General features: G+C 49.6%; 24 protein-coding genes. 7 read left to right on the top strand and 17 right to left on the bottom strand.

The features are described from left to right. Positions 1-126: 126 nt before the first annotated feature. From ptsG to yceD, 14 genes are all read right to left on the bottom strand, one after another. Positions 127-1560: a PTS glucose transporter subunit IIBC gene (gene ptsG / locus BS639_RS16060; protein WP_055783136.1), complete on the bottom strand. Its 1434-nt coding sequence runs from the start codon at positions 1558-1560 to the stop codon at positions 127-129. A gap of 343 nt (positions 1561-1903) precedes the next feature. Continuing rightward, positions 1904-2698 carry a metal-dependent hydrolase gene (locus tag BS639_RS16065; protein WP_084983614.1) on the bottom strand — a complete coding sequence of 265 codons (795 nt, stop codon included), beginning with the start codon at positions 2696-2698 and terminating at the stop codon, positions 1904-1906. Between the two features lie 21 nt (positions 2699-2719). Beyond that, entirely contained in the window at positions 2720-3700 is a 981-nt protein-coding gene (holB, locus tag BS639_RS16070; protein WP_084983615.1) for a DNA polymerase III subunit delta', read from the bottom strand. Continuing rightward, a complete protein-coding gene (gene tmk / locus BS639_RS16075) occupies positions 3697-4347 on the bottom strand; it encodes a dTMP kinase (protein WP_084983616.1) in 651 nt (216 codons plus the stop codon). Before tmk ends, holB begins: the two co-directional genes overlap by 4 nt. Next, the gene (gene mltG, locus BS639_RS16080; protein ID WP_084983617.1) at positions 4337-5362 is read right to left on the bottom strand and encodes an endolytic transglycosylase MltG; all 1026 of its coding nucleotides are present in this window, start codon (positions 5360-5362) and stop codon (positions 4337-4339) included. Before mltG ends, tmk begins: the two co-directional genes overlap by 11 nt. A 37-nt stretch (positions 5363-5399) precedes the next feature. Next, entirely contained in the window at positions 5400-6203 is an 804-nt protein-coding gene (gene pabC, locus BS639_RS16085) for an aminodeoxychorismate lyase (RefSeq protein ID WP_084983618.1), read from the bottom strand. A gap of 143 nt (positions 6204-6346) precedes the next feature. Further along, positions 6347-7588: a beta-ketoacyl-ACP synthase II gene (gene fabF, locus BS639_RS16090; RefSeq protein ID WP_072156530.1), complete on the bottom strand. Its 1242-nt coding sequence runs from the start codon at positions 7586-7588 to the stop codon at positions 6347-6349. 102 nt (positions 7589-7690) lie between these two features. Next, entirely contained in the window at positions 7691-7927 is a 237-nt protein-coding gene (gene acpP, locus BS639_RS16095) for an acyl carrier protein (RefSeq protein WP_055783112.1), read from the bottom strand. Positions 7928-8079: 152 nt separating this feature from the next. Next, on the bottom strand, positions 8080-8814 hold the full coding sequence (gene fabG, locus BS639_RS16100) for a 3-oxoacyl-ACP reductase FabG (protein ID WP_055783109.1): 735 nt from the start codon (positions 8812-8814) through the stop codon (positions 8080-8082). Between the two features lie 13 nt (positions 8815-8827). Continuing rightward, positions 8828-9757 carry an ACP S-malonyltransferase gene (fabD, locus tag BS639_RS16105; protein WP_084983619.1) on the bottom strand — a complete coding sequence of 310 codons (930 nt, stop codon included), beginning with the start codon at positions 9755-9757 and terminating at the stop codon, positions 8828-8830. A 46-nt stretch (positions 9758-9803) separates the two neighbouring features. After that, the gene (locus BS639_RS16110) at positions 9804-10757 is read right to left on the bottom strand and encodes a beta-ketoacyl-ACP synthase III (protein WP_055783103.1); all 954 of its coding nucleotides are present in this window, start codon (positions 10755-10757) and stop codon (positions 9804-9806) included. A gap of 6 nt (positions 10758-10763) precedes the next feature. Continuing rightward, positions 10764-11810, bottom strand: a complete 1047-nt coding sequence (gene plsX, locus BS639_RS16115) for a phosphate acyltransferase PlsX (RefSeq protein WP_072156529.1) — start codon at positions 11808-11810, stop codon at positions 10764-10766. 64 nt (positions 11811-11874) lie between these two features. Next, positions 11875-12042, bottom strand: a complete 168-nt coding sequence (rpmF, locus tag BS639_RS16120; RefSeq protein WP_002210931.1) for a 50S ribosomal protein L32 — start codon at positions 12040-12042, stop codon at positions 11875-11877. A gap of 12 nt (positions 12043-12054) precedes the next feature. After that, a complete protein-coding gene (gene yceD / locus BS639_RS16125; RefSeq protein ID WP_084983620.1) occupies positions 12055-12579 on the bottom strand; it encodes a 23S rRNA accumulation protein YceD in 525 nt (174 codons plus the stop codon). A gap of 141 nt (positions 12580-12720) precedes the next feature. Between yceD and BS639_RS16130 the strand changes: the two genes are divergently transcribed. After that, on the top strand, positions 12721-13326 hold the full coding sequence (locus BS639_RS16130; RefSeq protein ID WP_139804123.1) for a Maf family protein: 606 nt from the start codon (positions 12721-12723) through the stop codon (positions 13324-13326). A gap of 78 nt (positions 13327-13404) precedes the next feature. Here the strand turns inward: BS639_RS16130 and rluC are convergent, their stop codons facing one another. Further along, positions 13405-14361 (bottom strand): 23S rRNA pseudouridine(955/2504/2580) synthase RluC, encoded by a 957-nt coding sequence (gene rluC / locus BS639_RS16135; RefSeq protein WP_084983622.1) that lies wholly within the window; start codon positions 14359-14361, stop codon positions 13405-13407. A 604-nt stretch (positions 14362-14965) separates the two neighbouring features. On the opposite strand from rluC, the gene rne reads away from it, so the two are divergent. Next, on the top strand, positions 14966-18469 hold the full coding sequence (gene rne, locus BS639_RS16140) for a ribonuclease E (RefSeq protein ID WP_084983623.1): 3504 nt from the start codon (positions 14966-14968) through the stop codon (positions 18467-18469). Positions 18470-18586: 117 nt separating this feature from the next. Here the strand turns inward: rne and BS639_RS16145 are convergent, their stop codons facing one another. Then, positions 18587-18874, bottom strand: a complete 288-nt coding sequence (locus BS639_RS16145) for a putative quinol monooxygenase (RefSeq protein ID WP_055783086.1) — start codon at positions 18872-18874, stop codon at positions 18587-18589. Positions 18875-19100: 226 nt separating this feature from the next. Between BS639_RS16145 and pyrC the strand changes: the two genes are divergently transcribed. The 5 genes from pyrC (at position 19101) to BS639_RS16170 (ending at position 23170) form a co-directional block, all read left to right on the top strand. Beyond that, positions 19101-20150 (top strand): dihydroorotase, encoded by a 1050-nt coding sequence (pyrC, locus tag BS639_RS16150; RefSeq protein WP_055783084.1) that lies wholly within the window; start codon positions 19101-19103, stop codon positions 20148-20150. A 118-nt stretch (positions 20151-20268) separates the two neighbouring features. After that, positions 20269-20526, top strand: coding sequence for a DNA damage-inducible protein I (dinI, locus tag BS639_RS16155; RefSeq protein WP_055783080.1), 258 nt, complete (start codon positions 20269-20271; stop codon positions 20524-20526). A gap of 264 nt (positions 20527-20790) precedes the next feature. Continuing rightward, positions 20791-21045 (top strand): biofilm formation regulator BssS, encoded by a 255-nt coding sequence (gene bssS, locus BS639_RS16160; protein WP_055783077.1) that lies wholly within the window; start codon positions 20791-20793, stop codon positions 21043-21045. A 150-nt stretch (positions 21046-21195) separates the two neighbouring features. Next, entirely contained in the window at positions 21196-22308 is a 1113-nt protein-coding gene (gene solA, locus BS639_RS16165; protein ID WP_084983624.1) for an N-methyl-L-tryptophan oxidase, read from the top strand. Positions 22309-22510: 202 nt separating this feature from the next. After that, entirely contained in the window at positions 22511-23170 is a 660-nt protein-coding gene (locus tag BS639_RS16170; protein WP_084983625.1) for a response regulator transcription factor, read from the top strand. Between the two features lie 122 nt (positions 23171-23292). Here the strand turns inward: BS639_RS16170 and proP are convergent, their stop codons facing one another. Further along, the gene (gene proP, locus BS639_RS16175) at positions 23293-24786 is read right to left on the bottom strand and encodes a glycine betaine/L-proline transporter ProP (protein WP_055783068.1); all 1494 of its coding nucleotides are present in this window, start codon (positions 24784-24786) and stop codon (positions 23293-23295) included. Between the last annotated feature and the right edge of the window lie 271 nt (positions 24787-25057).

Consider the following 25057-nt stretch of genomic DNA (forward strand, 5'->3'; position numbering starts at 1 on the left):
GATTAATAAAATCATCACTAAAAACAACAATGATAAAATAAAAATATAATAACCTGGCAATATAATTAAAAAAGGAGACCGAAGTCTCCTTTTATTTATTACAACAACAACCCATCTTGGCACTAATCAGTTATTGCGGATGTAATCATCCATATCCGTTTTTAAGTTATCTGACTTGGTACCGAAAATTGCCTGCACGCCAGACCCTGCGACCACAACACCTGCCGCACCCAGCTGTTTCAGACCAGCTTGGTCAACTTTAGAGACATCAGCCACGCTCACGCGCAGACGCGTGATACAGGCGTCCAGGTTAGTGATGTTTTCTTTACCGCCAAACGCCTTCACCAGTGAAGCAGACATTTCACTGCCGCTCTGCGTAGTTTGTGCCGCGGTGGTGTCTTCACGACCCGGCGTTTTCAAGTTCAGCTTAACGATCAGGACGCGGAAGATAGTGTAGTAAACCACGCCATAAATCACGCCGACGATCGGGAACAACCAAATGCGGCTGCTGTTACCGCTTAGCACCACAAAGTCGATTAATCCGTGGGAGAAACTGGTGCCATCGCGCATCCCCAACAGAATACAGATTGGGAAGGCCAAACCGGCTAGAATCATGTGAATAACATAAAGAATTGGCGCAACAAACATAAATGCGAATTCAATAGGCTCGGTGATGCCGGTCAAGAAAGCAGTAAGCGCAGCAGAAATCATAATGCCGCCCACTTTGGCACGATTTTCTGGTTTGGCTGAATGCCAAATCGCGATCGCCGCCGCCGGCAGTCCATACATTTTAAACAGGAAACCGCCAGACAACTTGCCCGCCGTTGGGTCGCCCGCCATATAACGGGGGATGTCACCGTGGAACACCTGACCCGCAGAGTTAACGTATTCGCCAACCTGCATTTGGAAAGGTACATTCCATATATGATGCAAACCAAACGGCACGAGTGCGCGCTCAACCAGACCATAAATCCCGAAGGCAACCACCGGGTTTTGATAAGCAGCCCACTGTGAGAAGGTTTGAATTGCGCTGCCGATAGGCGGCCAGATAAAGGATAGAACCACGCCCAAAATAATCGCGGCAAGCCCTGAAATAATCGGGACAAAACGTTTACCCGCGAAGAAGCCCAGATACTCAGGAAGCTTGATGCGGTAGAAACGATTAAACATGTAGGCGGCTATGACGCCCGAGATAATCCCGCCCAGCACGCCGGTGTCGGCCAGATGTTTACTGGCAATTTCATCGGCAGGAAGATGCAGAACCATAGGTGCCACCACGGCCATGGTTTTCACCATAATTCCGTAAGCGACCACCGCAGCCAGCGCAGATACGCCGTCGTTATTGGTGAATCCGAGCGCAACGCCGATGGCGAAAATCAGCGGCATATTGGCAAAGACTGAGCCCCCCGCTTCGGCCATAACGTGAGAGACGATAACGGGCAGCCAGCTAAAGTTTGCGGAACCGACACCCAGCAGTATGCCTGCGATAGGTAAGACGGAAACGGGCAGCATTAGCGATTTACCGACCTTTTGAAGGTTTGCAAATGCGTTCTTGAACATATTGATAGTGCTCCTGAGTAATGGTGCTTTGATACTTCTCAGGGTCTTTAGCCGGTGCCATTAACCCTGTTGCAGAGGTTTTTTGAGCCTCTACGGGCGGGGCATATATTTGCCCCTTTTATTTATTACGAAGGGTAAAATAAATCGCTTCAATAATATTTGATGACAGTCACGTTTTGTTAAAAAACAGGTAATAACTCACTATAAAGTTCCCTAAAATCAACAATACAGGCTAGGGCTGAGGGAGGAGTTGGCGTTATCGCCTGAAAACCACGCGAAGATTAGCGGTTCAGGCGATTAATTACGAGGTGAAAATAAAACCGGAGTACTACTGCTGGCTGGATTACGCCAAGCGTGCAGAATCGATGTGAAACAACCGAGAGAAGTTTTCAGTCGTCGCCACTGCCAGAGTGTCGAGACTCACCCCTTTTACTACAGCCAAATATTCAGCAACATCGCGCACATAAGATGGCTGATTTTCTTTTCCACGGTGTGGCACCGGCGTCAGATAAGGTGAATCTGTTTCAATCAGGAGTCTGTCCATCGGCACATAGCGCGCCGCCTCACGCAGTTGCTCGGCGTTTCTAAAGGTCACAATTCCCGAGAAGGAGATATAGAAACCGAGATCCAGCAGTACTTTAGCCGTGTTTTTATCCTCAGTGAAGCAGTGCAACACGCCGCCACATTCACCGGCTTGTTCTTCTCGTAGAATATCCAAAGTGTCTTGGCGTGCATCGCGGGTATGCACAATCACTGGTTTATTCAGCTCACGTCCGACACGAATATGGTGGCGGAAAGAGTCTTGCTGCAACTTCAACTGGAAATCTTCTTTCTGATAAAAGTAGTCCAGCCCGGTCTCGCCCATCGCCACAACGCGAGAATCGGCGGCCAAAATCCTCAACTCTTCAAAATCATAGCCTTCTTCGATATTCAGCGGATGAACGCCACAGGAAAAAGCGACCTCCGGGCGAGGACCAATTAGGTCTGCCATCGCGCGATAGCCGGGCAAGGTGGTTGCCACAGCCAGCATAAATTTCACATCGCGGGCGCGGGCTTTTTCAACCACATCGTCAACGCTGGTGTGCAACGTCTGATAATCAAGACTGTCGAGGTGACAGTGGGAATCGACTAAAAACATAAGGTTAACTCTTAATATTGATCAAAATTGTAGGGAATTTTCCCAGTTCAGCAGCCGTTCGGTCAGCAGAAGCTCACGGTTAACGCCAACAACGCTGAGCAGCTGTTGGCGGCAGAGCATCCAACCCTGTAAATTTTGCTGCAAAAAGGCGTTGTTCATTTCGCTGGCCAGTAAGGAAATCAGCGGCTGTTGGTCGAGATTAATCACGTAATCAGCTGCGCCCTGCTGATATTTGATTACATCGAGCAACACCGACGCAAGCCAGTGCAAACGCTCAGCGGCATCGTCATGATTCAGTTGAGGGAGCAGGGACAAAAGGTCGCGTTGCTGCCAGCTCGACAATAATTGCAGGCAAAACTGCTCACGCTGTTTCCAGCGTTCAGGCTGTAACAACTCAAGCGCCGCTATGGGTGTCCCCTCGGTGAGCCTAAGTGCAGTCTGGATAGCCAGTGGTTCAGCCTGCAATTGACGCGCAATCCACTGCGTCGCAAGTGGAGCCTCTGGCGTGGATAAATGCCAGTAAAAACAGCGGCTGCGCAGGGTCGGCAACAGCCTTGATGGCTCGCGGCATCCCAGCACGAAATACGTGCGCTCCGGTGGTTCTTCAAGTGTTTTTAACAAAGCATTGGCAGCAGCTTCAGTGAGCAGCTCGGTCTGCGGGAGCCAGACCACCTTCGCACCGCCCTGTTGAGAATAGTTGTAGAGTGTTTCAATCAGCTGACGTACCGGTTCAACGCCAAGACTATTCTTGCCTTTTTCAGGCGTCAGTACGTGCCAGTCAGGGTGGTTGCCCGCAATCATCAAATGGCAACTGTGGCACTTACCGCAGCTTTTTTCACCGTCGTGATGCTGGCACAACAGCCAGCGACTGAGGCCATAAACCAGAGCCTCATCCCCCATGCCTTTCGCAGCATGCATCAACAGCGCGTGATGACCACGATCCCCCTGATATTGGGAAACAAGCTGTCGATAAGGGCCGTTTAGCCACGGATACCAATTCATGCCTGCGCGCCCTGCTTACGCTGTTGCTCGATCCACTCAATTAAGGTTAGGCGAATATCGGTAGCAACCTGCTCAAGGCTCTGTGAGGCATCAATGGTTTTTATTGTTGCGTCTTCTGCGGCCAAACTGAGGTAGCGTTCACGGGTACGTTCAAAAAATGCCAATGACTCTTGCTCGATGCGGTCGAGTTCGCCGCGCGCACGGGCACGCTGCAGCCCAATAACCGGCGACAGGTCGAGATAAAGAGTGAGATCGGGGCGAAATTCGCCAAGCACGGTATCACGCAGCGACGTCATCAGGCGGCTGTCAATGCCGCGCCCGCCGCCCTGATAGGCTTGAGAAGAGAGGTCATGGCGATCGCCAACCACCCATGCGCCACGCGCCAGAGCTGGTTTTATTACATTTTCGACCAGCTGCACACGAGCCGCATAAAGCATGAGAACTTCGGCTTTATCGGTGAGTTGCTCGCCCTCAATACCCTGCTTGATCAAATCACGCAGCTTTTCGGCCAGCGGTGTCCCTCCCGGTTCACGGGTAAACTGAATATCGGCGATGCCATGCTCACGCAGTGTACTCACAACGACATCGCGTGCGGTGGTTTTGCCTGCGCCTTCAAGGCCTTCGATAACAATAAAGCTACTTTTCATTCTTGTTTTTCATCAGGTCGCGATACACGCGCACTGCCTTATTATGGCTTTCGAGGTTGGTAGTAAAGGTATGTCCACCCTTTCCATCAGCAACAAAATAAAGATAATCGCTTTTTGCCGGATGCGCCGCCGCATCAATTGATGCCTCACTCGGCATGGCGATAGGCGAAGGCGGCAGCCCGTCAATAATATAGGTATTATACGGCGTTGCAGTTTCGAGGTCTTTCTTGGTAATCACGCCTTTGTAGCTATCGCCCATGCCGTAAATAACAGTAGGGTCGGTCTGCAAACGCATGCCGATGCGCAATCGGTTAATAAATACAGAGGCAACTTCTTTGCGCTCATCCTTGATGGCGGTCTCTTTCTCAATAATAGAGGCCATCGTCAGCATGTCGGTGGGTGTTTTATACGGCAATGACGTATCGCGGTCTTTCCAAATTTGCGCCACGGTCTTTTCCATGCGCAGATGTGAACGTTTGAGTAACGACAGGTCAGTGGTACCCGCGGTATAAGAGTATGTGTCGGGATACAACCAGCCTTCGGCATTTTTGGCGTCTTTCATACCTAGCGCGGTGGCAATTTCGTCGTCATTCTTGCCGCTGAGATCGTGTTTGAGATAGTCAGCATTTTGCAGCACCTTCATCCAATCCTGCAGGCGGAACCCTTCAACAAAACGAATGCTGAACTGTGCCTCTTTGCCGCTTCTCAGCAGCTCAAGCATTTGGCGCACGGTCATACCGGCAGGGAATCGATAAGTACCGGCCTTAAACTCGCTCAGCGGCGGTTCTACCCGCAGCAGCCAGCCGAACCAGAGCCGAGAGCCAATTAGTTTCTGCTGAACCAGCAGATCTTCGAGTCCTACACGCCCTGTTCCGGCGGGTAGGGTAAAAATCTTTTCCTGGGCAATATTTAATTTGCGGTCGGCAAAATGTTCAACTTTGACGTATCCGGCAATGACCACCGCCAACATGATAATGACGATGATAGCTAAAATTTTCGTTTTTTTATTTTTCATGACTTCTTCACTTTAAAATGTTTTGATAAACATTCATTTAAAGACAATATGGCGTTAAAAAGTCGAGCAACTGTGGATCATTATAATGCCAGTTTTCTATCTTTTTGACCGAAAGAATTGGCATCAATGCGTTGCAAACGATGACTTCTTGGGCGTCTGACAGCGTTTGCGGTGTTTCAGAGACCTCTTCAACGCTAAAATCTACGCTTTGCTGCAATACTGAAATAATACGCTGACGCATGATACCGGCCACGCCCGAGTGTGCAAGACTTGGGGTGAACACCTGGCGTCCTTTACGCCAGAATAGATTGGCGGCGCAGCATTCAACCAGCATGCCGGCAGTATCGACCACCAGTGCTTCCTGCGCCGTAGTTTTATCAAGATGCATGCGGATCATCACCTGCTCCAGGCGGTTTAGGTGCTTAAGCCCGGCAAACTGTGAGCTGCGCGCCAACGCTATGGGACTCAACGCCAACTCAATGCCCTCAGTCCGCCATTGATGATAATGCTGAGGATAACCGCTGACTGAAATGATTCGGGTTGGACCCTGTGCGCCCAGTGCGCTATAACCACGCCCGCCCTCACCGCGCGATAAAATCACCTTGAGCACGGCTTCGTCATGTCCCGCGGCGGCAGACTGCATTTCACTGCGCAGGCCCGGCCAGTCGCACGCTGGCATAAGCAAACTAGACGTGGCATTTTGCAACCGCGCAATGTGCTCATCAAGGTGCTGCACCTCACCCGTCTTTACCCAGGCAGTAGTAAAGCAGCCATCGCCAAACTGCACGGCACGATCGCCCACAGAAATAGAGCGTTGTTCGATACCATTTATCCAATACATGATCTTTCCCTCCTTCGGCTATGAGACTGGCGTAGTTGCCTCATCGATACCACGAGAGCATTCTGACTTTAGATATCAATCAAACTTTCGCAGACAGCAAAAAGGCCCGAAAAACGGGCCTTTATCTGCAACTGGGCAGTCACTTACAGTTTACGGAACACCAGAGAACCGTTGGTTCCGCCAAAACCGAAAGAGTTACACAGGCTGTATTCCATACCTTTGACCTGACGTGCCTCGTGTGGCACAAAATCGAGGTCACAGCCTTCATCCGGATTGTCCAGATTGAGCGTTGGCGGAACAGCCTGGTCTCGCAGTGCCAGCAAAGTGAAAATAGACTCTACCGCGCCCGCGGCACCCAACAGATGACCGGTCATGGACTTGGTGGAACTGACCAGAACACGGTGTGCGTCGGCACCAAACACTGATTTTACCGCCTGTGCTTCGGCTTTATCGCCGGCTGGCGTAGAGGTGCCGTGCGCATTGATATAGCCTACCTGAGAAGCGGAAATACCCGCATCTCGCAGCGCATTATGCATTGCCAATGCCGCACCCGCGCCGTCTTCAGGCGGTGAAGTCATATGGAAAGCATCACTGCTCATGCCAAAACCGACGATTTCTGCGTAAATTTTTGCGCCGCGTTTTTTAGCATGTTCGTACTCTTCAAGTACCATAATACCGGCACCGTCACCGAGGACGAAACCGTCACGCTCTTTGTCCCATGGACGGCTTGCCGCCTGCGGATTGTCATTGCGGGTTGAAAGCGCACGAGCCGCTCCAAAACCCCCAACACCCAGCGGAGTACTGGCTTTTTCTGCGCCACCCGCCAGCATGATGTCTGCGTCATCATAGGCAATAATACGCGCCGCATGGCCAATGTTATGTACGCCAGAAGTACAGGCGGTGGAAATTGAAATACTTGGACCTTGCAGGCCAAACATAATGCTTAACTGGCCGGCAATCATGTTCACGATAGTCGAAGGCACAAAAAACGGGCTGATTTTGCGCGGTCCACCGTTAACCAATAATGTGTGGTTTTCTTCGATGAGACCCAAACCGCCAATGCCGGAACCAATTGCGGCACCGAAACGCGGGGCATTTTCTTCGGTCACTTCAAGACCGCTATCTTGCATAGCTTGAATACCGGCGGCAACACCGTACTGAATAAAGATATCCATCTTGCGGGCATCTTTGCGCGAGATGTACTCTTCACAGTTGAAATTTTTTACTAAGCCAGCAAAACGCGTTGCGTAGGCACTAGTATCAAAATGGTCGATTAGGCCAATGCCACTCTTACCGGCAAGCAGAGCATTCCAAGTAGACTCAACTGTATTGCCGACAGGAGACAGCATGCCAAGTCCAGTCACAACAACTCGACGTTTAGACACGTGTGTCCTCCAGGGAGGGAAAAAAAATACCGTGGGGCGAAAAAAACTTAGGCGGTCAAATGACCGCCTAACTATCTAAACCTTATTCGAGAATAGGTTCGATTACGCCTGAGCGTTAGTGACAAAATCAATAGCTGCCTGAACAGTAGTGATTTTCTCAGCTTCTTCGTCAGGGATCTCGGTATCAAACTCTTCTTCCAGAGCCATAACCAGCTCAACGGTGTCGAGAGAATCTGCGCCAAGGTCGTCTACGAAAGAGGCAGAGTTAACTACTTCTTCCTGTTTAACACCCAGCTGTTCAACGATGATTTTCTTAACGCGTTCTTCGATAGTGCTCATACTATTAAATTTCCTATCAAAACTCGCTTTCGCGATGGTTTTCGTAGTGTATAAAATGTTGGAAAAGATGCAACTAAATCCCGGCTGGTCAAACCACTATTTTGCATTATTAGCCTTATTTTAAGCCTAAATAAGCAAAATTTTAGTGATTCTTAGATCATGTACATGCCGCCATTGACATGTAAAGTCTCACCAGTGATGTAGCTGGCCTCATCTGAGGCTAAAAATGCAACAGCGCTGGCAATTTCTTTTGCATCGCCCAACCGGTTGGCTGGAACTGATGACAAAATGCCTGCACGTTGATCATCTGTCAACGCCCTTGTCATGTCCGTCTCAATAAAGCCAGGAGCCACGACGTTGACAGTAATGCCGCGTGAAGCAACTTCACGCGCCAAAGACTTGCTAAAACCAATCAAACCGGCTTTAGCCGCCGCGTAGTTCGCCTGTCCTGCGTTACCCATGGTTCCAACTACAGAACCAATGGTAATGATCCGGCCAAATCGCTTTTTCATCATAGCGCGCATTACCGCTTTTGACAGCCTAAACACAGAAGTCAAATTCGTATCCAGGATATCCTGCCACTCGTCATCTTTCATACGCATCAGAAGGTTATCACGGGTAATACCAGCATTATTGACTAAAATGTCGATTTCGCCAAATTCAGCACGAATCGTCGCCAATACCTGTTCAATTGACGAAGAATCAGTCACATTGAGCGCAATACCTTTGCCGTTTTCGCCTAAGTAAGCGCTGATATCCTCAGCGCCTTTTTCGCTGGTCGCGGTGCCAATAACACGTGCGCCACCTGCAACCAGTTTCTCTGCAATAGCTCTGCCAATACCGCGGCTAGCGCCGGTAACCAGAGCAATTTTTCCGTCGAAGCTCATCATCTTCCTCTTTTTATTGATCAAGCGCCGCTGTCAGGCTTGCAGTATCGTTCACTGCGGCAGCTGTCAGGGTGTCAACTATACGCTTGGTCAGGCCGGTCAAAACTTTACCAGGACCAACCTCAATTAACTGCTCAACGCCTTGCTGTGCGATGTATTCGACGCTTTCTGTCCAGCGTACTGGATTATAAAGCTGGCGAATTAGGGCACTGCGAATTGCTTCTGCTTGCGTTTCAACCTTCACGTCAACGTTGTTCACAACAGGATACTGTGGTTGGCTGAAAGTAACTTGATCTAGCGCAACGGCCATTTTATCAGCCGCAGGCTTCATTAGCGCACAATGCGAAGGCACGCTAACCGGCAACGGCAGTGCACGCTTGGCGCCCGCCGCTTTACAGGCTGCGCCCGCACGTTCAACGGCTTCTTTATTACCGGCAATGACCACTTGGCCCGGTGAGTTAAAGTTCACCGGAGACACAACCTGACCCTGTGCCGACTCTTCGCACGATTTAGCGATAGCCTCGTTATCGAGGCCAATGATGGCATACATTGCCCCCGTACCTTCAGGGACCGCTTCCTGCATCAGTTTACCGCGCAGTTCAACCAGGCTAATTGCCTGCTTGAAATCCAGAACACCGGCGCAAACTAATGCTGAGTATTCACCTAGGCTATGACCCGCCATCAAAGCCGGTTCGGCACCCTTCTCTTGCTGCCATACGCGCCAGATAGCCACCGAAGCGGCCAGCAACGCAGGCTGAGTTTGCCACGTCTTGTTTAACTCTTCGACCGGCCCCTGCTGCACCAATTGCCATAAATCATAGCCTAAAGCAGAAGAGGCTTCAGCAAAGGTCGCTTCCACGACGGGATGCGCGGCAGCCAGGTCTGAGAGCATACCTAACGCCTGAGAGCCTTGCCCAGGGAAAACCACTGCAATCTTGGTCATTTTGCAATCCTGTTAATTCGTAAGATCTAAAGAGGTTCGTAAAAAATTAAAAACGAACCAATGCCGAGCCCCAGGTGAATCCGCCGCCAAAGGCTTCGAGCAGCACGAGCTGCCCGCGCTGAATGCGGCCATCACGCACGGCTTCGTCAAACGCAGTAGGAACGGATGCGGCTGAGGTATTGCCATGACGGTCGAGAGTAACCACGACTTTGTCCATGCCCATTCCTAACTTTTTAGCCGTTGCGCTAATAATGCGTAGATTTGCCTGATGCGGCACCAACCAGTCGAGCTGTTCGCGGTCCATATTATTGGCCTGCAGCGTCTCTTCAACAATGTGCGCCAGTTCGGTAACCGCAACTTTAAACACTTCGTTGCCCGCCATGGTGACGTATGCCGGTTGTTCTGGTTTTTTCTGGTCTGGGTATTCCAGGCTCAGCAGGTTGCCGTAATGGCCATCAGCATGCATGTGCGTGGAAATAATACCTTGTTCTTCAGAAGCGCCAAGCAGAACCGCACCTGCCCCATCACCAAACAGGATAACAGTACCGCGGTCTTCTTCGTCGAGCTTGCGTGAAAGCACGTCAGAACCGATAACCAGCGCATAACGCACAGCACCGTTTTTAACGTATTGATCCGCAACACTTAACGCATAGGTAAAGCCTGCACAGGCAGCCGCCAGGTCAAACGCAGCCGAGTCTTTAATGCCCAGCATATTTTGAATCTGGCAGGCAGAACTTGGGAACGCATGCGAAGACGAGGTTGTAGCGACAATGATCAACCCAACGTCTTTTTTATCGACGTCAGCCATCTCCAACGCTTTTTCAGCGGCGGCAAGGCCCATTGTGGCGACAGTCTCATCCGGTGCTGCAATGCGTCGCTCACGGATACCGGTACGTGAAACGATCCATTCGTCAGTGGTTTCAACCATTTTTTCTAAGTCGGCGTTAGTCCGAACTTGTACGGGCAAGTAGCTCCCCGTACCGAGAATCTTTGTATACATGTACAGTCAGTCACTCTTGGGTAATACAGCCTCAAGGCGCGCGGCGATCCGCTCGGGGACCTGCCGCTGCACCGCCTGAACAGCCTGTTCGATAGCAACAGCAAACGCCCGCTGATTTGCTCCGCCGTGGCTTTTTATCACTATGCCGCGTAATCCTAATAAACTCGCGCCATTATACTGGTCGGGATTTAAATGGCTGAAACGCTTTGCTAATTTTTTCTGTACTATTTTTTGCAATGCGGGTCCGAACCACTTCATCCACCAAGACTTCTTGCCATTCTCCCCAGAGGATTTAAGCAACGACAAAAACATCCTGATCACACCTTCCATAGTTTTCAGTGTGACATTACCGACAAAACCATCACACACCATGACATCAGTTTTACCGGTTAGCAGGTCATTGCCTTCAAGATAGCCGATATAATTGATAACGGGTATGTTTTTTAAAATCGCGGCGGCTTCACGGATATTATCAAGCCCCTTTGACTCTTCCTCGCCAATATTAAGCAAGGCAACGCGCGGATTAACCGTGCCGATGACTTCCTCCGCCATGACGGAGCCCATCACCGCAAACTGCACCAGCATTCTACTGTCGCACTCAACGTTGGCCCCTAGATCGAGCACCACGGTTTTACCTCGCTGCTGATTCGGCAGTACCGTCATCAGCGCTGGGCGCTCAATGCCATCCAGAGGCTTTATAACCAACTTGGCCAACCCCATTAACGCACCGGTATTTCCGGCGCTGACGCAGGCCTGTGCGTCACCGCTCTTAATCAACTCTAGCGCCATCCGCATCGAGCTTCCACGACTGGCGCGGATAGCTTGCGAAACTCTGGCGTCATTTGCAATCACAGACTCACAGGCAATAATTTGTATCCGCTCCAATACAAGAGGATCGGTTTTGGCCATATAAGGTGTGATTTCGTCGGGATTGCCGACCAGAAGAAGATTGAGTTCAGGATTAGAGGTCAGTGCCTGCAATGAAGCAGGCACTGTGACGGAAGGACCGAAGTCCCCGCCCATAACGTCTAACGCGATGGTTAGACGTTTCAAGGTATCGCCTTGCTATTACTTAACAAGTTTAAAGTTATCAAGTAAATAGTTAGCAAGTTAGAAATCAGCCGATAACCTTGCGACCGCGGTAGAAACCGTCGGCAGTGATATGGTGACGCAGGTGAGTCTCGCCAGAAGTTTTGTCTACAGACAAAGTGGCGGTGGTCAGAGCATCGTGTGAACGACGCATGCCACGTTTAGAACGGGTTGGTTTATTTTGTTGTACGGCCATGGACCTTACTCCTCAATTACTTTTCTTTAAATTCGCTAATACGGAAAACGGATTCGGTTTTTCTGCCTCTGGAGGCAGTTGGCCAAATACCATTTCCGCGTCGGACACTTCACAGTGTTCAGAATCATGTACCGGAACGACAGGCAGTGAAAGAATAATTTCGTCTTCAATCATAGCCAGCAGATCAACTTCGCCAAAATTGTCGACTTCGATCGGCTCGTACGCTTCCGGTAATGCTTCAGCCTGCTCATCATTCTTAACAGGACTAAAACAATATGTTGTGTGAACCTGATGCTCAAACGTCTTGCCACATCTCTGGCATTCCAGAGTAACAGTGACATCCGATTGACCTTTAATAACGGCCAAGCGTTGATTGTCGATATCAAACGACAAAGAGGTTTGGACATCTGAGTCCACACTAACCACTGATGCTGCAACTCGCGTCACTTGTTCGGCGTCGTAGGCTCCAATGTAGTCTACACGCTTTTGAGCGGTACGAACGGCATCAACGGTCAGGGGTAATTTTACTTTTTGCATAGGGCGCGCATATTAACTTTGTAACGACGTAGAGTCAAAGAAAAAGGGCATTTTACTGCGCCTTCCACCAATATTCGCTTCCTCAGCGGCGGACAGTTTAAAATGTGTGATTCAATAACGCTATGCTTTGTGAAAAAAATTATGCAAACAATGACGCAAAAAAAGATCCTTTTGGCCTCAACCTCGGCATACCGCCGCGCAATACTTGAAAAAACCACGCTAAATTTCAGCTGTGCGGCTCCAGACATTGATGAATCAGCCTTTGACGGTGAGTCCCCGGTTGAGCTGGTGAAGCGACTCTCAGCTCAAAAAGCGCGCGCACTGGCTAAAAATCATCCCGACCATCTTATCATTGGATCAGATCAGGTCTGTGTGATCGACGAAAAGATCCTCGGCAAGCCTCACACTTTTGACAACGCCTGTCGCCAACTCGGCATGGCCAGCGGTAAACAGGTGCGCTTTTACACCGGCCTTTGCCTGTTAGACAGCGACAGTGGTGAAGCTCAAGTGTTATGTGAGACTTTCGATGTGCATTTTCGAACGCTTTCAGCGCAGGAAATTACCGGTTATGTAAAGCTTGAACAACCTTACGACTGTGCGGGAAGCTTCAAATGTGAAGGGCTGGGCATCAGCCTGTTTGAAAAGCTCGAGGGACGCGACCCCAATACGTTGATTGGCCTGCCGCTGATCGCCCTCCTCGCCCTATTGCGGGAGCACGGTATTAATCCGCTCGTTCTTACCCTTTAAAAGCCGATATCAAAAAGCAGTGATAAAAAAAGCGCCCACGGCGCTTTTTAATCCACTGTACCTGAACTCACCAGTACATTACTTTGCGCTTTTACGAAGCTTGACCAAGGCGTTGCGAAGCTTTTGCTCTAGAGGAGCTTCAATGCGCATCGTCTCTCCGTTAGCCGGATGTTCAAAGCGCAGCGCGGCGGCGTGCAAAAACAGGCGATTGATGCCCAGTCCTGACAGTTGGCCATCAAATTCGCGGTCGCCGTAGCGGTCGTCAAAGGCGATGGGGTGACCGGCGTATTGGGTATGGACGCGAATTTGGTGAGTACGCCCAGTGACAGGACTGCATTTTACCAACGTCGCAAATGCATACTTCTCTTCAATTTTGAAACGCGTTTCAGAAGGTTTACCTTCGCTGTTAACGCGAACAATGCGCTCACCGCTTTGCAAAATATTTTTCAGCAATGGCGCCTGCACGACTTTGCAATGCGACTGCCATTCACCGCGCACCAGGGCGAGATAATCTTTTTGCATGGTTTTCATGCGCAACTGTTCATGCAAAGAACGCAGCGCCGAACGTTTTTTCGCCACCAGCAGGACGCCGGAGGTATCGCGGTCAAGGCGGTGCACCAATTCAAGGAAACGCGCATCGGGGCGCAAAGCTCTCAGCCCTTCAATCACGCCGAAGCTCAAACCACTGCCGCCGTGAACCGCCGTACCTGAAGGCTTATTGAGGATCAGCAGGTGATCGTCTTCAAAAAGAATGCAGTGCTCAAGCGCCGCGACTTTATCAAGCTTGGCAGACACCGGCGCGTCTTCACGCTCGGCAACGCGCACGGGCGGAACGCGAATTTCATCACCGGCCAATAATTTGTATTCCGGCTTGATTCGCTTCTTATTTACGCGAACTTCGCCTTTTCGCAAAATACGATAAATCATGCTTTTCGGCACGCCTTTAAGGAAAGTGCGCAAAAAGTTATCAATTCTCTGACCGGCTTCGTCTTCGGTAATGGGGATTAATTGTACAGTTGGATTCTCAGTTTTCATGGGCCATGATTCTAGATGATTCTAAATATTAGGGGCAGGGTTCGCGCCGCTGATTTTTCTGTGCTTAACTCTAAGTTTACCAGCAACTGCAAAGGAATACTTAAACTAGCCAATATATTGATTGAAGAACGGGGTGCTACAACCTTCAAAGGTGCTAAATAAACTTTACGTTCACCTAAAAGTCACCTTGCTATATCAGTGCGAGCAATGGAATAATGAGTTCACTTCCGCGTTGATTCTCTTGAACTTAGGGAAAACGCTGGAATTATAGATTTGCCTGATCGCACACAAACGCAGCAATGGCGTAAGACGTAATGTGAAATCAAGCAATTAGCGGGCTGCGGGTTGCAGCTTGGCCGGCAAATGGAATGAGATCTGGCTATATAAAATCAGAGGCTATTCCCCTACTAAAAGTACTGCTTTTATCACGCTGTGGTTACTAACCCGGCAAAAGCAGACTTACCGAAATAATGCGCCCCTATGCAGGCGACAACCGGGAGGTTGACGACTATGCGAGAAGACTCGGGGCCAACGGTTTATCCGGCCATAGAGGTTATTTTGCCCGCAGTTCTGACAATAATGCAAAAATAACGAGTAAGTTAAGATGAAAAGAATGTTGATTAACGCAACTCAGCAAGAAGAGTTGCGCGTTGCTCTTGTAGATGGACAACGGCTTTACGATCTGGATATTGAAAGTCCTGGACACGAGCAGAAAAAAGCCAATATTTACAAAGGTAAAATCACCCGCATAGAGCCAAGTCTTGAAGCAGCATTCGTTGATTATGGTGCGGAAAGGCATGGTTTTCTCCCTCTCAAAGAAATCGCCCGCGAATACTTCCCCAGCAATTATTCCTCCCACGGTCGTCCAAACATCAAAGATGTTCTGCGCGAAGGTCAGGAAGTTATTGTTCAGGTAGACAAAGAAGAACGGGGTAACAAAGGTGCAGCGCTGACGACTTTCATCAGCCTCGCCGGCAGCTATTTAGTGTTAATGCCTAACAATCCGCGCGCTGGTGGTATTTCCCGCCGGATCGAAGGCGATGACCGTACCGAGTTAAAAGAAGCCCTCTCCTCCCTGCAATTGCCTGACGGCATGGGCCTCATCGTGCGTACCGCCGGTGTGGGTAAAGATGCTGATGCATTGCAGTGGGACCTGAGCTTCCGTATGAAGCACTGGGATGCCATTAAGAAAGCCGCTGAAGGCCGCCCGGCACCTTTCCTTATCCACCAGGAAAGTAACGTTATCGTTCGCGCATTCCGTGACTATCTGCGTCCGGACATCGGCGAAATTCTTATTGATAACCCGAAAGTTCTCGAACTGGCGAAAGAGCATATTGCCGCACTAGGTCGTCCCGACTTTAGCAGCAAAATCAAACCTTACGTCGGCGAAATTCCGCTGTTCAGCCACTACCAAATCGAATCGCAGATTGAATCCGCCTTCCAGCGTGAAGTTCGCCTGCCTTCCGGTGGCTCGATTGTTATTGATACCACTGAAGCGTTAACGGCTATCGATATCAACTCCGCTCGCGCAACCCGCGGCGGCGACATCGAAGAAACGGCCTTCAATACCAACCTTGAAGCCGCAGAAGAAATTGCTCGTCAGCTGCGCCTGCGTGACCTCGGCGGCCTGATTGTTATCGATTACATCGATATGACACCGGTTCGTCACCAGCGCGAAGTTGAAAATCGCCTGCGTGATGCCGTACGTCAAGACCGTGCGCGTATTCAGATTGGCCGCATCTCTCGCTTTGGCCTGTTAGAAATGTCGCGTCAGCGTTTGAGCCCGTCGTTGGGTGAATCTACCCATCACGTTTGCCCACGCTGTAGCGGTACCGGGACTATTCGTGACAACGAATCACTTTCCCTGTCGATTCTTCGTTTAATTGAAGAAGAAGCGCTGAAAGAGAACACCAAAGAAGTTCACGCCATCGTGCCTGTGCCGATTGCGTCTTACCTGCTCAATGAAAAACGTGATTCGGTAAACGCCATCGAGAAGCGCCAGGGCGGCGTTCGCGCGATTATCGTGCCAAACGACCAGATGCATACTCCGCACTATCATGTACTGCGCGTGCGCAAGGGTGAAGAGTCTTCAACGCTGAGCTATTTACTGCCTCAGCTGCATGAAGCCGAGATGCTTCAGCCTTCCGAAGATTTGCCAGCAGAACGCAAACGTCCTGAGCAACCCGCTCTGGCGACCTTTGCCCTGCCGGCCGAAGCGCCTCCGGCTTCTTACGAGCAGCCAGAAGCCGCACAGTCCCAGCCCGTTCAAACTCGTACAGCGGTTGTGAATACTGCCCCTGCTGCGGCTGAGAAATCAGGCTTTATCAGCAAACTGTTAGGCGGACTCAAGAACCTGTTTGCTTCCGAACCTAAACCAGAAGCTAAACCGGTTGAAGAAGAAGTTAAAGTCCAGCCGGAGACTACCGATAGCGAAAACCGTCGTAACGGCGATCGTCGCAATCAGCGTCGTCAGGGCACGCGTCGCAACGGTGAGCGCGGTGAACGCAGCAACGGCCGCGATCGTAATGAAAATCGTGACAACCGCGATAACCGTGACCGCACCGACAGCCGTGGCGAACGCAGTGAAGGCCGTAACGAGCCTCGCGAAAATACCCGTGAGCCGCGTGAAGACCAACGCCGCAACCGTCGTAACCAAGAGCCTGTCGCTGTTGAAGCGGTAGTGCAGGAAGTTGAAAACGCCGGTAATCGTGAAGAGCAGCAGCAACCTCGCCGCGAGCGTGGCGATCGTTCACGTCGTCGTAACGATGATAAGCGTAAAAATCAGCAGGAAGATAAAGTTGCGGAAGCGGTTATTGTTGAAGAAGTTGCCGCCGCACCCGTCGCTGCAGCAGCCGAAGATCAAGAAGACCGTATGCCGAGCCAGCGCCGTCAGCGCCGTCCACTGAACCAGAAGATTCGCTTTGAGTCTGAGGTTGTGGATCAGGATGTTGAAGATGCCGCTCAAATGCTGGTAACCGGCGTTAAACCTGTCGAACGTCCAGCCGTCGAGCAAGAAGTTGCTGCACCGGTGCAAACTGAAGCCAGCAATGAAACTGATACTGATGCTGATGATGCTCAGGGAGATAACGCACGTGAAAATGGCATGCCGCGTCGCTCGCGTCGTTCACCGCGTCATCTGCGCGTAAGCGGTCAGCGTCGTCGTCGCTATCGTGACGAGCGTTACCCGTCTCAATCACCTATGCCGTTGGCAGGGGCGTTTGTATCGCCAGAGATGGCTTCAGGTAAAGTGTGGGTCTCTTACCCTGTCGCTCAACCGTCGGAGCAAGTTCAGTCTTATGAACAACAGCCAGTGGTTCAAGAACAGGTTGAAGTCAGCGCACCCGCGGCCGTACTGACCGAGCAGGTTGAGATTGCCCAGGCAAATACGCCAGCAGCAAGCGAAGTGAAAGCGGTTATCGAACAGTCGGCGCAGGTTTCAGAACCCCTGGTTCAGACCTCTGCATTGACGCTTGAAGAAGCTCAGCAGGTTATTGCGCAGGAAGAAGTTGACGTAACGAAAGCGGAGACCGTTGCTGCCGAGCCTCACGTGGTTGAACCTGCCACGCTCGAAGTAACGGATGCTATCGTTCCGGCTCCAACGCCTACCGAACCCGTGTTGGTTGAACCTGTTGGCGTTGAGACGCCAAAGGTTGAGGAAGTTATTGCTTCTCCTACCGCGGTTGAGCCTGCTGCACAAGACACTGCGCCTGTCGTTGAAGAGATTAAGCCTCAGGCAGAAGAGTCCGTTAAGGTCGAAGTTGCCGGTATTCAAGCAACAGAAGCCGAAGCGCCAGCTATCGAAATCCCTGTAGCGCCTGTTGCACCTGCAGAACCGGTTGCCCCAGCGCAAACCGCCTATGTGGTTGCCGCCCAAACGTCACAAGCCACAGTGAAAACTGAAGCTTCGTCGGGTGACCAGACGCGCTTTAAACATCATGCGACTGCGCCGATGACTAAAGCCCCGGCGGCAGCCTTCGTGGCTGAAGCCCCGCGTCACAGCGACTGGGTTCGTCCGTCATACGACTTTGAAGGAAAAGGTTCTGCCGGTGGCCATGCCGCTGTCACAACCGCAACGGCACCGGCCACCAAGCCGGAAATGCCTCAGTAATTTGAGTCATTTATTGCCTTAACTAAAAAACCCGCCGATGGCGGGTTTTTTTATTACTGATTTTAAAACCTGCCCTGAACCGCAGGGTAAACCACTCATTTCAGGCAGGTCGTTCCATCAGGCAAATACTTTCATTTTCTTGATTTCGATTTTATCAAGCTTGCCATCCAGCTGACTGACAAAATGTTGGAAATGGGCACTGCTTTCGTGCTGATCAATGGCCGCTTCTGAACGCCAGCGCTCGTAAAAAACAAAACTGTTAGTGCTGCCAATTTCGCGATGCAGATCATATTGCAGGCATCCCAGCTCTTCGCGGCTGGCAGCAACGATGGCCAACAGCGCGGGAGTGACCTCTTCAACAAACTCAGGTTTGATGGTTAACGGTGCAACGATTCTGACTTCCATAATTTCAACTCCTGTATAATAAATTCAGCTTCTTACAGCCCGAAAAAAATGATTTTCTCTAATAATTGCCAACTACTATGCTCCCCGATTTGCACTGATTTCAATGTTAACTTAACAAAGTAATGCATCCTTTACATTTTGCGCTTATCCTTGTACCCCGCCGTTAATGCTCCCATTACTGCACCTGATTCGAACATCCTGTCTCTCAATGCCGGAGTTTTGTAACATGACCGCAATACCGCAAGTTTTGAAAATACGCCGCCCAGATGACTGGCATATCCACCTTCGTGACGACGCCGTGCTGAATGCGGTATTGCCGTTTACCAGTGAAGTGTTTGGCCGTGCTATTGTGATGCCAAATCTTTCGCCTCCGGTGACTACCGTAGATGCGGCTATTGCCTACCGCAGTCGTATTGAAGCCGCTATCCCGGCGGGACACAAATTTACTCCGCTGCTAACCTGCTATCTCACCGACTCTCTGGACCCTAACGAGCTGTCTCGAGGCTTTGAGGAAGGCGTATTTACCGCCGCCAAACTTTACCCCGCGAATGCCACTACCAACTCGAGCCACGGCGTCAAAGACGTTAAAGGTATTTACCCGGTACTGGAGCGCATGCAGAAAATTGGCATGCCTTTGCTTATTCACGGCGAAGTGACTCACGCAGATGTCGATATTTTTGACCGCGAAGCCCGTTTCATTGATGAAGTGATGGACCCCATCCGTCGTCAGTTCCCTGAGCTTAAGGTGGTGTTTGAGCACATCACCACCAAAGAAGCGGCGCAGTACGTGTTAGGGGGTAACTCATATCTCGGCGCAACGATTACCCCACAGCATCTGATGTTCAATCGTAATCACATGCTCGTTGGCGGCGTGCGCCCTCACCTGTTCTGTTTGCCCATTCTTAAACGTAGTGTGCACCAGCAGGCACTGCGTGAAGTGATCGCCAGCGGCAATAACCGCTTCTTCTTGGGCACAGACTCAGCGCCACACGCCAAACATCTGAAAGAATCCAGTTGTGGCTGCGCGGGCTGTTTCAATGCGCCGCTGGCGCTGTCAGCCTATGCTACTGTGTTTGAAGAGATGAATGCTCTTGAGCATTTTGAAGGGTTCTGTTCTGAGAACGGTCCCAACTTCTACGGCCTACCTCTGAACGAAGGTACCGTTGAGCTGACCCGCACGCCTGTCACTCAGCCCGAAACTTTCCCGCTTGGCAACGACACGATTGTGCCTTTCCTTGCCGGTCAGACGCTTAACTGGAAAGTAACGTCCTGCTAAATTGCTCAGTACATGTATCGCGGGAAGACAAACGTCTTCCCGTTTTTTATTCTTCCTCTCTTGCTCTTCTAAAAATAACTGTATATATTCACAGTATAGATTAAACGGAGGGGCAGTTATGCGTATTGAAGTCTGCATCGACAGAACAAAACCTTTGCCAATTGGGGCACTGGAGGCACTGTCAGGTGAACTGAGTAAGCGTATTAATAAACAATTCTCTGAAACCCAAAATAGCGTTCAGGTACGCTATGCCGGTGCCAACAATCTTTCAGTACTCGGCGGAGCCAAGACTGACAAAGATATTATCGAAGAAATATTGCAGGAGACCTGGGAAAGTGCCGACGACTGGTTCTCCACCGAAGGTTCTGACATGTAAATAGTCAATACCCTATAAATTAATAATAACCAGGCTGTATCAGCCATTTTCAAGTTTGCCGGGCGTCGCTGTCCGGCTTTTTTATTTGCTTAAAAAATGAATAAAATGCCTATAAATTGTACTTGGGGAAATTTTTACAACTAAATAAGGGATTTCTATGCCAATAATTGAATAAATGCTTATACTGAAAAAGCTCACCTGATAATGAGCCGCATTGATCCTCGTTAGTCACTCATGATAGTCACTACAAAATAAGGGGTCTAAATGGACAGAAATGACGAAGTAATTCAGACACACCCGCTTGTTGGTTGGGATATCAGTACTGTTGATTCGTACGACGCCATGATGATACGTCTTCATTACCTGTCTTCTAAAGACCAAACGCCAGAGGATGCTCAGGTAGACAGAACCTTATGGTTAACTACCGACGTTGCAAGGCAACTGATCAATATCCTTGAAGCTGGCATAGAAAAGATAGAATCACACGAGTATGAGTTCATTGATCAAAGAAAACACTAATCAAAATGACCTAGCCTAAGGCACCCGAGACTCCTCTCCGGTGCCTTTTTTAATCCCTGTTACAATGCCTCCTTCTGCCTTGCTATCCGCTATAAAAAATCACTATCATGCCCTATCTGTTGTTTAATCTTTTCGAGGAGCCGTCGTCCGATGGATTATGATCTCATTGTGGTAGGGAGTGGTTCTGTTGGGGCTGCCGCCGGTTTTTATGCCACTCGCGCAGGGCTAAACGTTTTAATGATTGACGGTGCGATGCCCCCGCATCAGGAAGGCAGTCATCACGGTGAAACGCGGTTAATTCGACACGCTTACGGAGAAGGTGTGCGCTATGTGCCGTTGGTTTTACGGGCGCAGGCGCTGTGGAACGAACTGGCGATGCTTACCGAGCAGGAAATTTTCCGTTCCTGCGGCGTGATCAATATCGGTCCACAAGAGTCCGAATTTATTGCCAATGTGAAATCGAGTGCACGCGAGTTTAATTTAAATACTCAGTCGCTTAATGCCGAGCAGATCCGTCATAAATGGCCCCAACTTACCGTGCCTGAAGGTTACAGCGGCGTTTTTGAACCGGACTCAGGTTATCTGTTCTGCGAGAAAGCCATCAGCGGTTATATAAAACTGGCGAGAGAAGCTGGTTGCGCTCAGCTGTTTAACTGCCCGGTAGAAAGTATCCGCTACGAGGGTGATACTGCCGTCGTAACGACACATGAAGGCGAATATCGTGCGCCCAAGCTGGCGCTAACCGCAGGAACCTGGGTCAAAAAATTTCTGCCCTTACTGCCGATGACGCCTATGCGTAAAGTTTTTTCTTGGCATCAGGCCGATGGGCGTTACAGCGAGGAAAACCATTTCCCTGCGTTCACCGTTGAGACACAGTCTGGCGACCAGTTTTATGGTTTTCCGGCGGTTAAAGACAGCCTAAAATTAGGTAAACACAATGGGGGACAGCCGATAGATTCCCCCGAGCAGCGCACACCTTTTGGCAGTGTTGCACAGGATGGCAGCGAGGTATTCAGCTTTCTGCGTCAATTCTTGCCCGGTGTAGGTGTTTGCCTTTACGGTAAATCCTGCACCTATGATGTCACTGCCGACGAAGATTTTATTATCGACAGGGTGCCTGAGCACGACAATACCCTGGTGATTTCCGGATTGAGCGGCCACGGCTTCAAGTTCGCTAGCGCACTGGGAGAAACGGTTGCGCTGTTTGCACAGGATCTGCCGCCAAAAACGGACCTGTCGCCTTTTTCTCTTTCACGCTTTTAATCCTCGCATTTATTTTAATAAGTATTCGCCGAAATATACGTTCGGCGAATACTAAACCCCTTAATTATTAAAAAATTATTAATAACAGCTCTTTCTTCAGTCACATATTTGACATTGTCCAATATAAACACCTATCCTTCCAAAACTTGATCACCGGACCGATCGGCATACCCTCTCCCAAAACCCCACATGGACGTTAATCATGAAGATACTTATTGTTGAGCCCTGTAGTTTCATGCGCCTTGGCATGTTGGAAATATTAAATGAACACAAAGCAATTGGCCTGCTTGACGTTGAATGTTTAGCAGATGCATTAATACAGGTTCCATTATTTAAACCAGATATCATATTCGTGAATATGACCAGTCACTGTCACAGCACCCAGTTCGACAGCAATATTAATGATTTTTTAAAGTTTAGAAAAAACAGTAAAATTTACTGCTATCTGGATGCAAACTATCCGGATAACCAAGACCCTATTATGGTCGCGGAAAACTTTTTCATTACCAACAAACAGAAGGTTATCGATGTGTTAAACCATGTCAGCCGACTGGTTGATGCCTCCGTTTGCTTTAGGTTATGTACTCAGCCCTACTCCATTTTCAGCGATCAGGAGATACTGGTAATCAATGACTGGATGGCTGAAATGCCAAATTATCGGATTGCTAGAAAGCTAAACATCAGCGATAGAACGGTTTACGTTCACAAGCGGCATATCACACAGAAAATTAAAGTTAGAAACCGGCTTGAGTTTTGTTTCGTTTATAATTTAATAAAATATCTTTACTGGCCACTTAACCCTGAAGCACAGCGCCCAATGAGTCGTCAGACTAAAAGTGATTTGTTAACTTTAACACGATAATCATTTAATTTATGAATATAAAAGCACCCAACAATAACACTATCAAATATTAATAAGAATGATGCCAACAACACAATAAAAAAGGCCACCTCTTAAGGTAGCCTTTTTCTAAACGTATATTTTTACTGCGTCGGCGTATTGTTAGATAGGCTAGCGTCTTCATCTTCACGTTTCTTTTTACGTAAACGTATTTTCTTCAAAAGTTTTTTCGCTTCTTCTTTGTTTTCAACTGCTGGGGCAGAACCAATCAACGGTTTTCGCGCCGTTTCTTTCAGCGTAAACACCGTTATTGCACCAATTAGGGCTGCGCCCATCAGGTAGTAGGCCGGAACCATCACACTGCCCGTTTCTGAAACTAACCATGAAGTGATTAGCGGCGTGGTGCCCCCAAACAGCGAAACGGAGATGTTAAAACCAATTGCCAGTGCACTATAACGGGTATTGGTGGTAAACAGCGCGGGTAGCGCCGAAGGCATGGTACCACTGAAGAAGGTATGCAACACCCCCAGCAGCATCAGGCCACAAAATACGCCAACAATACCGCCTTGCCCAATCAGCATCAGCGCCGGAATAGACAGGACGATCAACCCAACGGCACCGGCAAGCAGCACCGGTTTACGCCCCAGCCGGTCATTCCAGAAACCCAGCAGCAGTGTCATTGGCATCATAATAAACATCACCACCATAATCAGCATCAGGCCGCTGAGCTCGCTTAAACCCAGTACGCTGGTCAGGTAGCTCGGCATGTAAGACGTCAACATATAGTTGGAGACGTTAAACAGCAGCACCAAACCAATACACTGCAGCATGGGCCGCCAGTACTTTCTCAGCATTTCAAACAGGGTTTGACGCGGTTTGTTGTCTTCGATTTGCTCCTGCTTCTCCATATGTTTCTGAAATGCAGGCGTTTCCTCAAGCTTCAAACGAATATACAGGCCAAATAAACCTAACGGAGCAGCGATGTAGAAAGGAATACGCCAGCCCCAGTCGAGCAATTGCTGCGGCGTAATAAATGCAGTGAGCCCGGTAACCAGCCCCGCACCCAGCAAATAACCGCCAAGTGTACCAAATTCTAACCAGCTGCCCATAAATCCACGGCGCTTGTCCGTTGAATATTCGGCGATAAAAGTGGCTGCCCCGCCGTACTCACCGCCGGTCGAGAAACCCTGCACCAGGCGCGCCACCAGTAGCAATATGGGTGCCGCAATACCAATACTTGAATAACTCGGGATCAAACCGATGCTGAATGTCCCTATCGCCATCATGATCATGGTGAAGGCGAGCACTTTCTGACGCCCGATTTTGTCACCCAACGGACCAAATACCAGGCCCCCCAAGGGACGGATTAGAAATGCGGCGGCAAAGGTGGCAAAAGTTGCAATGAGCTGCGCAGATGCGCTGCCGCTTGGGAAGAAAACGTGCCCGATGGTGACAGCTAAGAAACTGTATACACCAAAGTCGAACCACTCCATTGCATTACCTAGCGCCGCGGCTCCCACTGCGCGGTTAAGCATTTTGCGGTCAACAATGGTGATGTCATCAAGAGTCAGTTCGGGCTTGTTTCGTTTGCGCCAAAATTTGATGTGCGAAGTATGAGATTCCATTGAATCTTTCATAAAATAACCTCAGATGTTGCATGAAGGGGTTTCAATGCAGCACCATAGCTTTCGCTTCCCCAATACATTGGCTCGTTCATTATCATCAATGAACAAAAGTGATGCGACAGCTATGCAGCAGCCTTTATTATTCACTTAATTTATGATTATTTTCAGCATTAAAAACTACTCAAAAATCAACCACAAACCGCTTATTTACATTTCCTTAACCTATACAAAAATGTGATTATGGTCAAGTTTACTGTATATTTTTACATAATATTTTGCTGCA

Origin of the sequence: Rouxiella silvae (assembly GCF_002093625.1) — a bacterium.
Lineage (GTDB): Bacteria > Pseudomonadota > Gammaproteobacteria > Enterobacterales > Enterobacteriaceae > Rouxiella > Rouxiella silvae.

Bases quoted from the DNA above. Each gene is read 5' to 3' on its own strand.
- acpP (WP_055783112.1), bottom strand. From the start codon at position 7,927: ATGAGCACTATCGAAGAACGCGTTAAGAAAATCATCGTTGAACAGCTG.
- rne (WP_084983623.1), top strand. From the start codon at position 14,966: ATGAAAAGAATGTTGATTAACGCAACTCAGCAAGAAGAGTTGCGCGTT.
- pabC (WP_084983618.1), bottom strand. From the start codon at position 6,203: ATGTATTGGATAAATGGTATCGAACAACGCTCTATTTCTGTGGGCGAT.
- BS639_RS16170 (WP_084983625.1), top strand. From the start codon at position 22,511: ATGAAGATACTTATTGTTGAGCCCTGTAGTTTCATGCGCCTTGGCATG.
- yceD (WP_084983620.1), bottom strand. From the start codon at position 12,579: ATGCAAAAAGTAAAATTACCCCTGACCGTTGATGCCGTTCGTACCGCT.
- tmk (WP_084983616.1), bottom strand. From the start codon at position 4,347: ATGAAAAGTAGCTTTATTGTTATCGAAGGCCTTGAAGGCGCAGGCAAA.
- BS639_RS16145 (WP_055783086.1), bottom strand. From the start codon at position 18,874: ATGGAAGTCAGAATCGTTGCACCGTTAACCATCAAACCTGAGTTTGTT.
- bssS (WP_055783077.1), top strand. From the start codon at position 20,791: ATGGACAGAAATGACGAAGTAATTCAGACACACCCGCTTGTTGGTTGG.
- rluC (WP_084983622.1), bottom strand. From the start codon at position 14,361: ATGAAAACTGAGAATCCAACTGTACAATTAATCCCCATTACCGAAGAC.
- BS639_RS16110 (WP_055783103.1), bottom strand. From the start codon at position 10,757: ATGTATACAAAGATTCTCGGTACGGGGAGCTACTTGCCCGTACAAGTT.
- mltG (WP_084983617.1), bottom strand. From the start codon at position 5,362: ATGAAAAATAAAAAAACGAAAATTTTAGCTATCATCGTCATTATCATG.
- rpmF (WP_002210931.1), bottom strand. From the start codon at position 12,042: ATGGCCGTACAACAAAATAAACCAACCCGTTCTAAACGTGGCATGCGT.
- holB (WP_084983615.1), bottom strand. From the start codon at position 3,700: ATGAATTGGTATCCGTGGCTAAACGGCCCTTATCGACAGCTTGTTTCC.
- dinI (WP_055783080.1), top strand. From the start codon at position 20,269: ATGCGTATTGAAGTCTGCATCGACAGAACAAAACCTTTGCCAATTGGG.
- proP (WP_055783068.1), bottom strand. From the start codon at position 24,786: ATGAAAGATTCAATGGAATCTCATACTTCGCACATCAAATTTTGGCGC.
- pyrC (WP_055783084.1), top strand. From the start codon at position 19,101: ATGACCGCAATACCGCAAGTTTTGAAAATACGCCGCCCAGATGACTGG.
- fabD (WP_084983619.1), bottom strand. From the start codon at position 9,757: ATGACCAAGATTGCAGTGGTTTTCCCTGGGCAAGGCTCTCAGGCGTTA.
- ptsG (WP_055783136.1), bottom strand. From the start codon at position 1,560: ATGTTCAAGAACGCATTTGCAAACCTTCAAAAGGTCGGTAAATCGCTA.
- BS639_RS16130 (WP_139804123.1), top strand. From the start codon at position 12,721: ATGCAAACAATGACGCAAAAAAAGATCCTTTTGGCCTCAACCTCGGCA.
- fabG (WP_055783109.1), bottom strand. From the start codon at position 8,814: ATGAGCTTCGACGGAAAAATTGCTCTGGTTACCGGCGCTAGCCGCGGT.
- BS639_RS16065 (WP_084983614.1), bottom strand. From the start codon at position 2,698: ATGTTTTTAGTCGATTCCCACTGTCACCTCGACAGTCTTGATTATCAG.
- solA (WP_084983624.1), top strand. From the start codon at position 21,196: ATGGATTATGATCTCATTGTGGTAGGGAGTGGTTCTGTTGGGGCTGCC.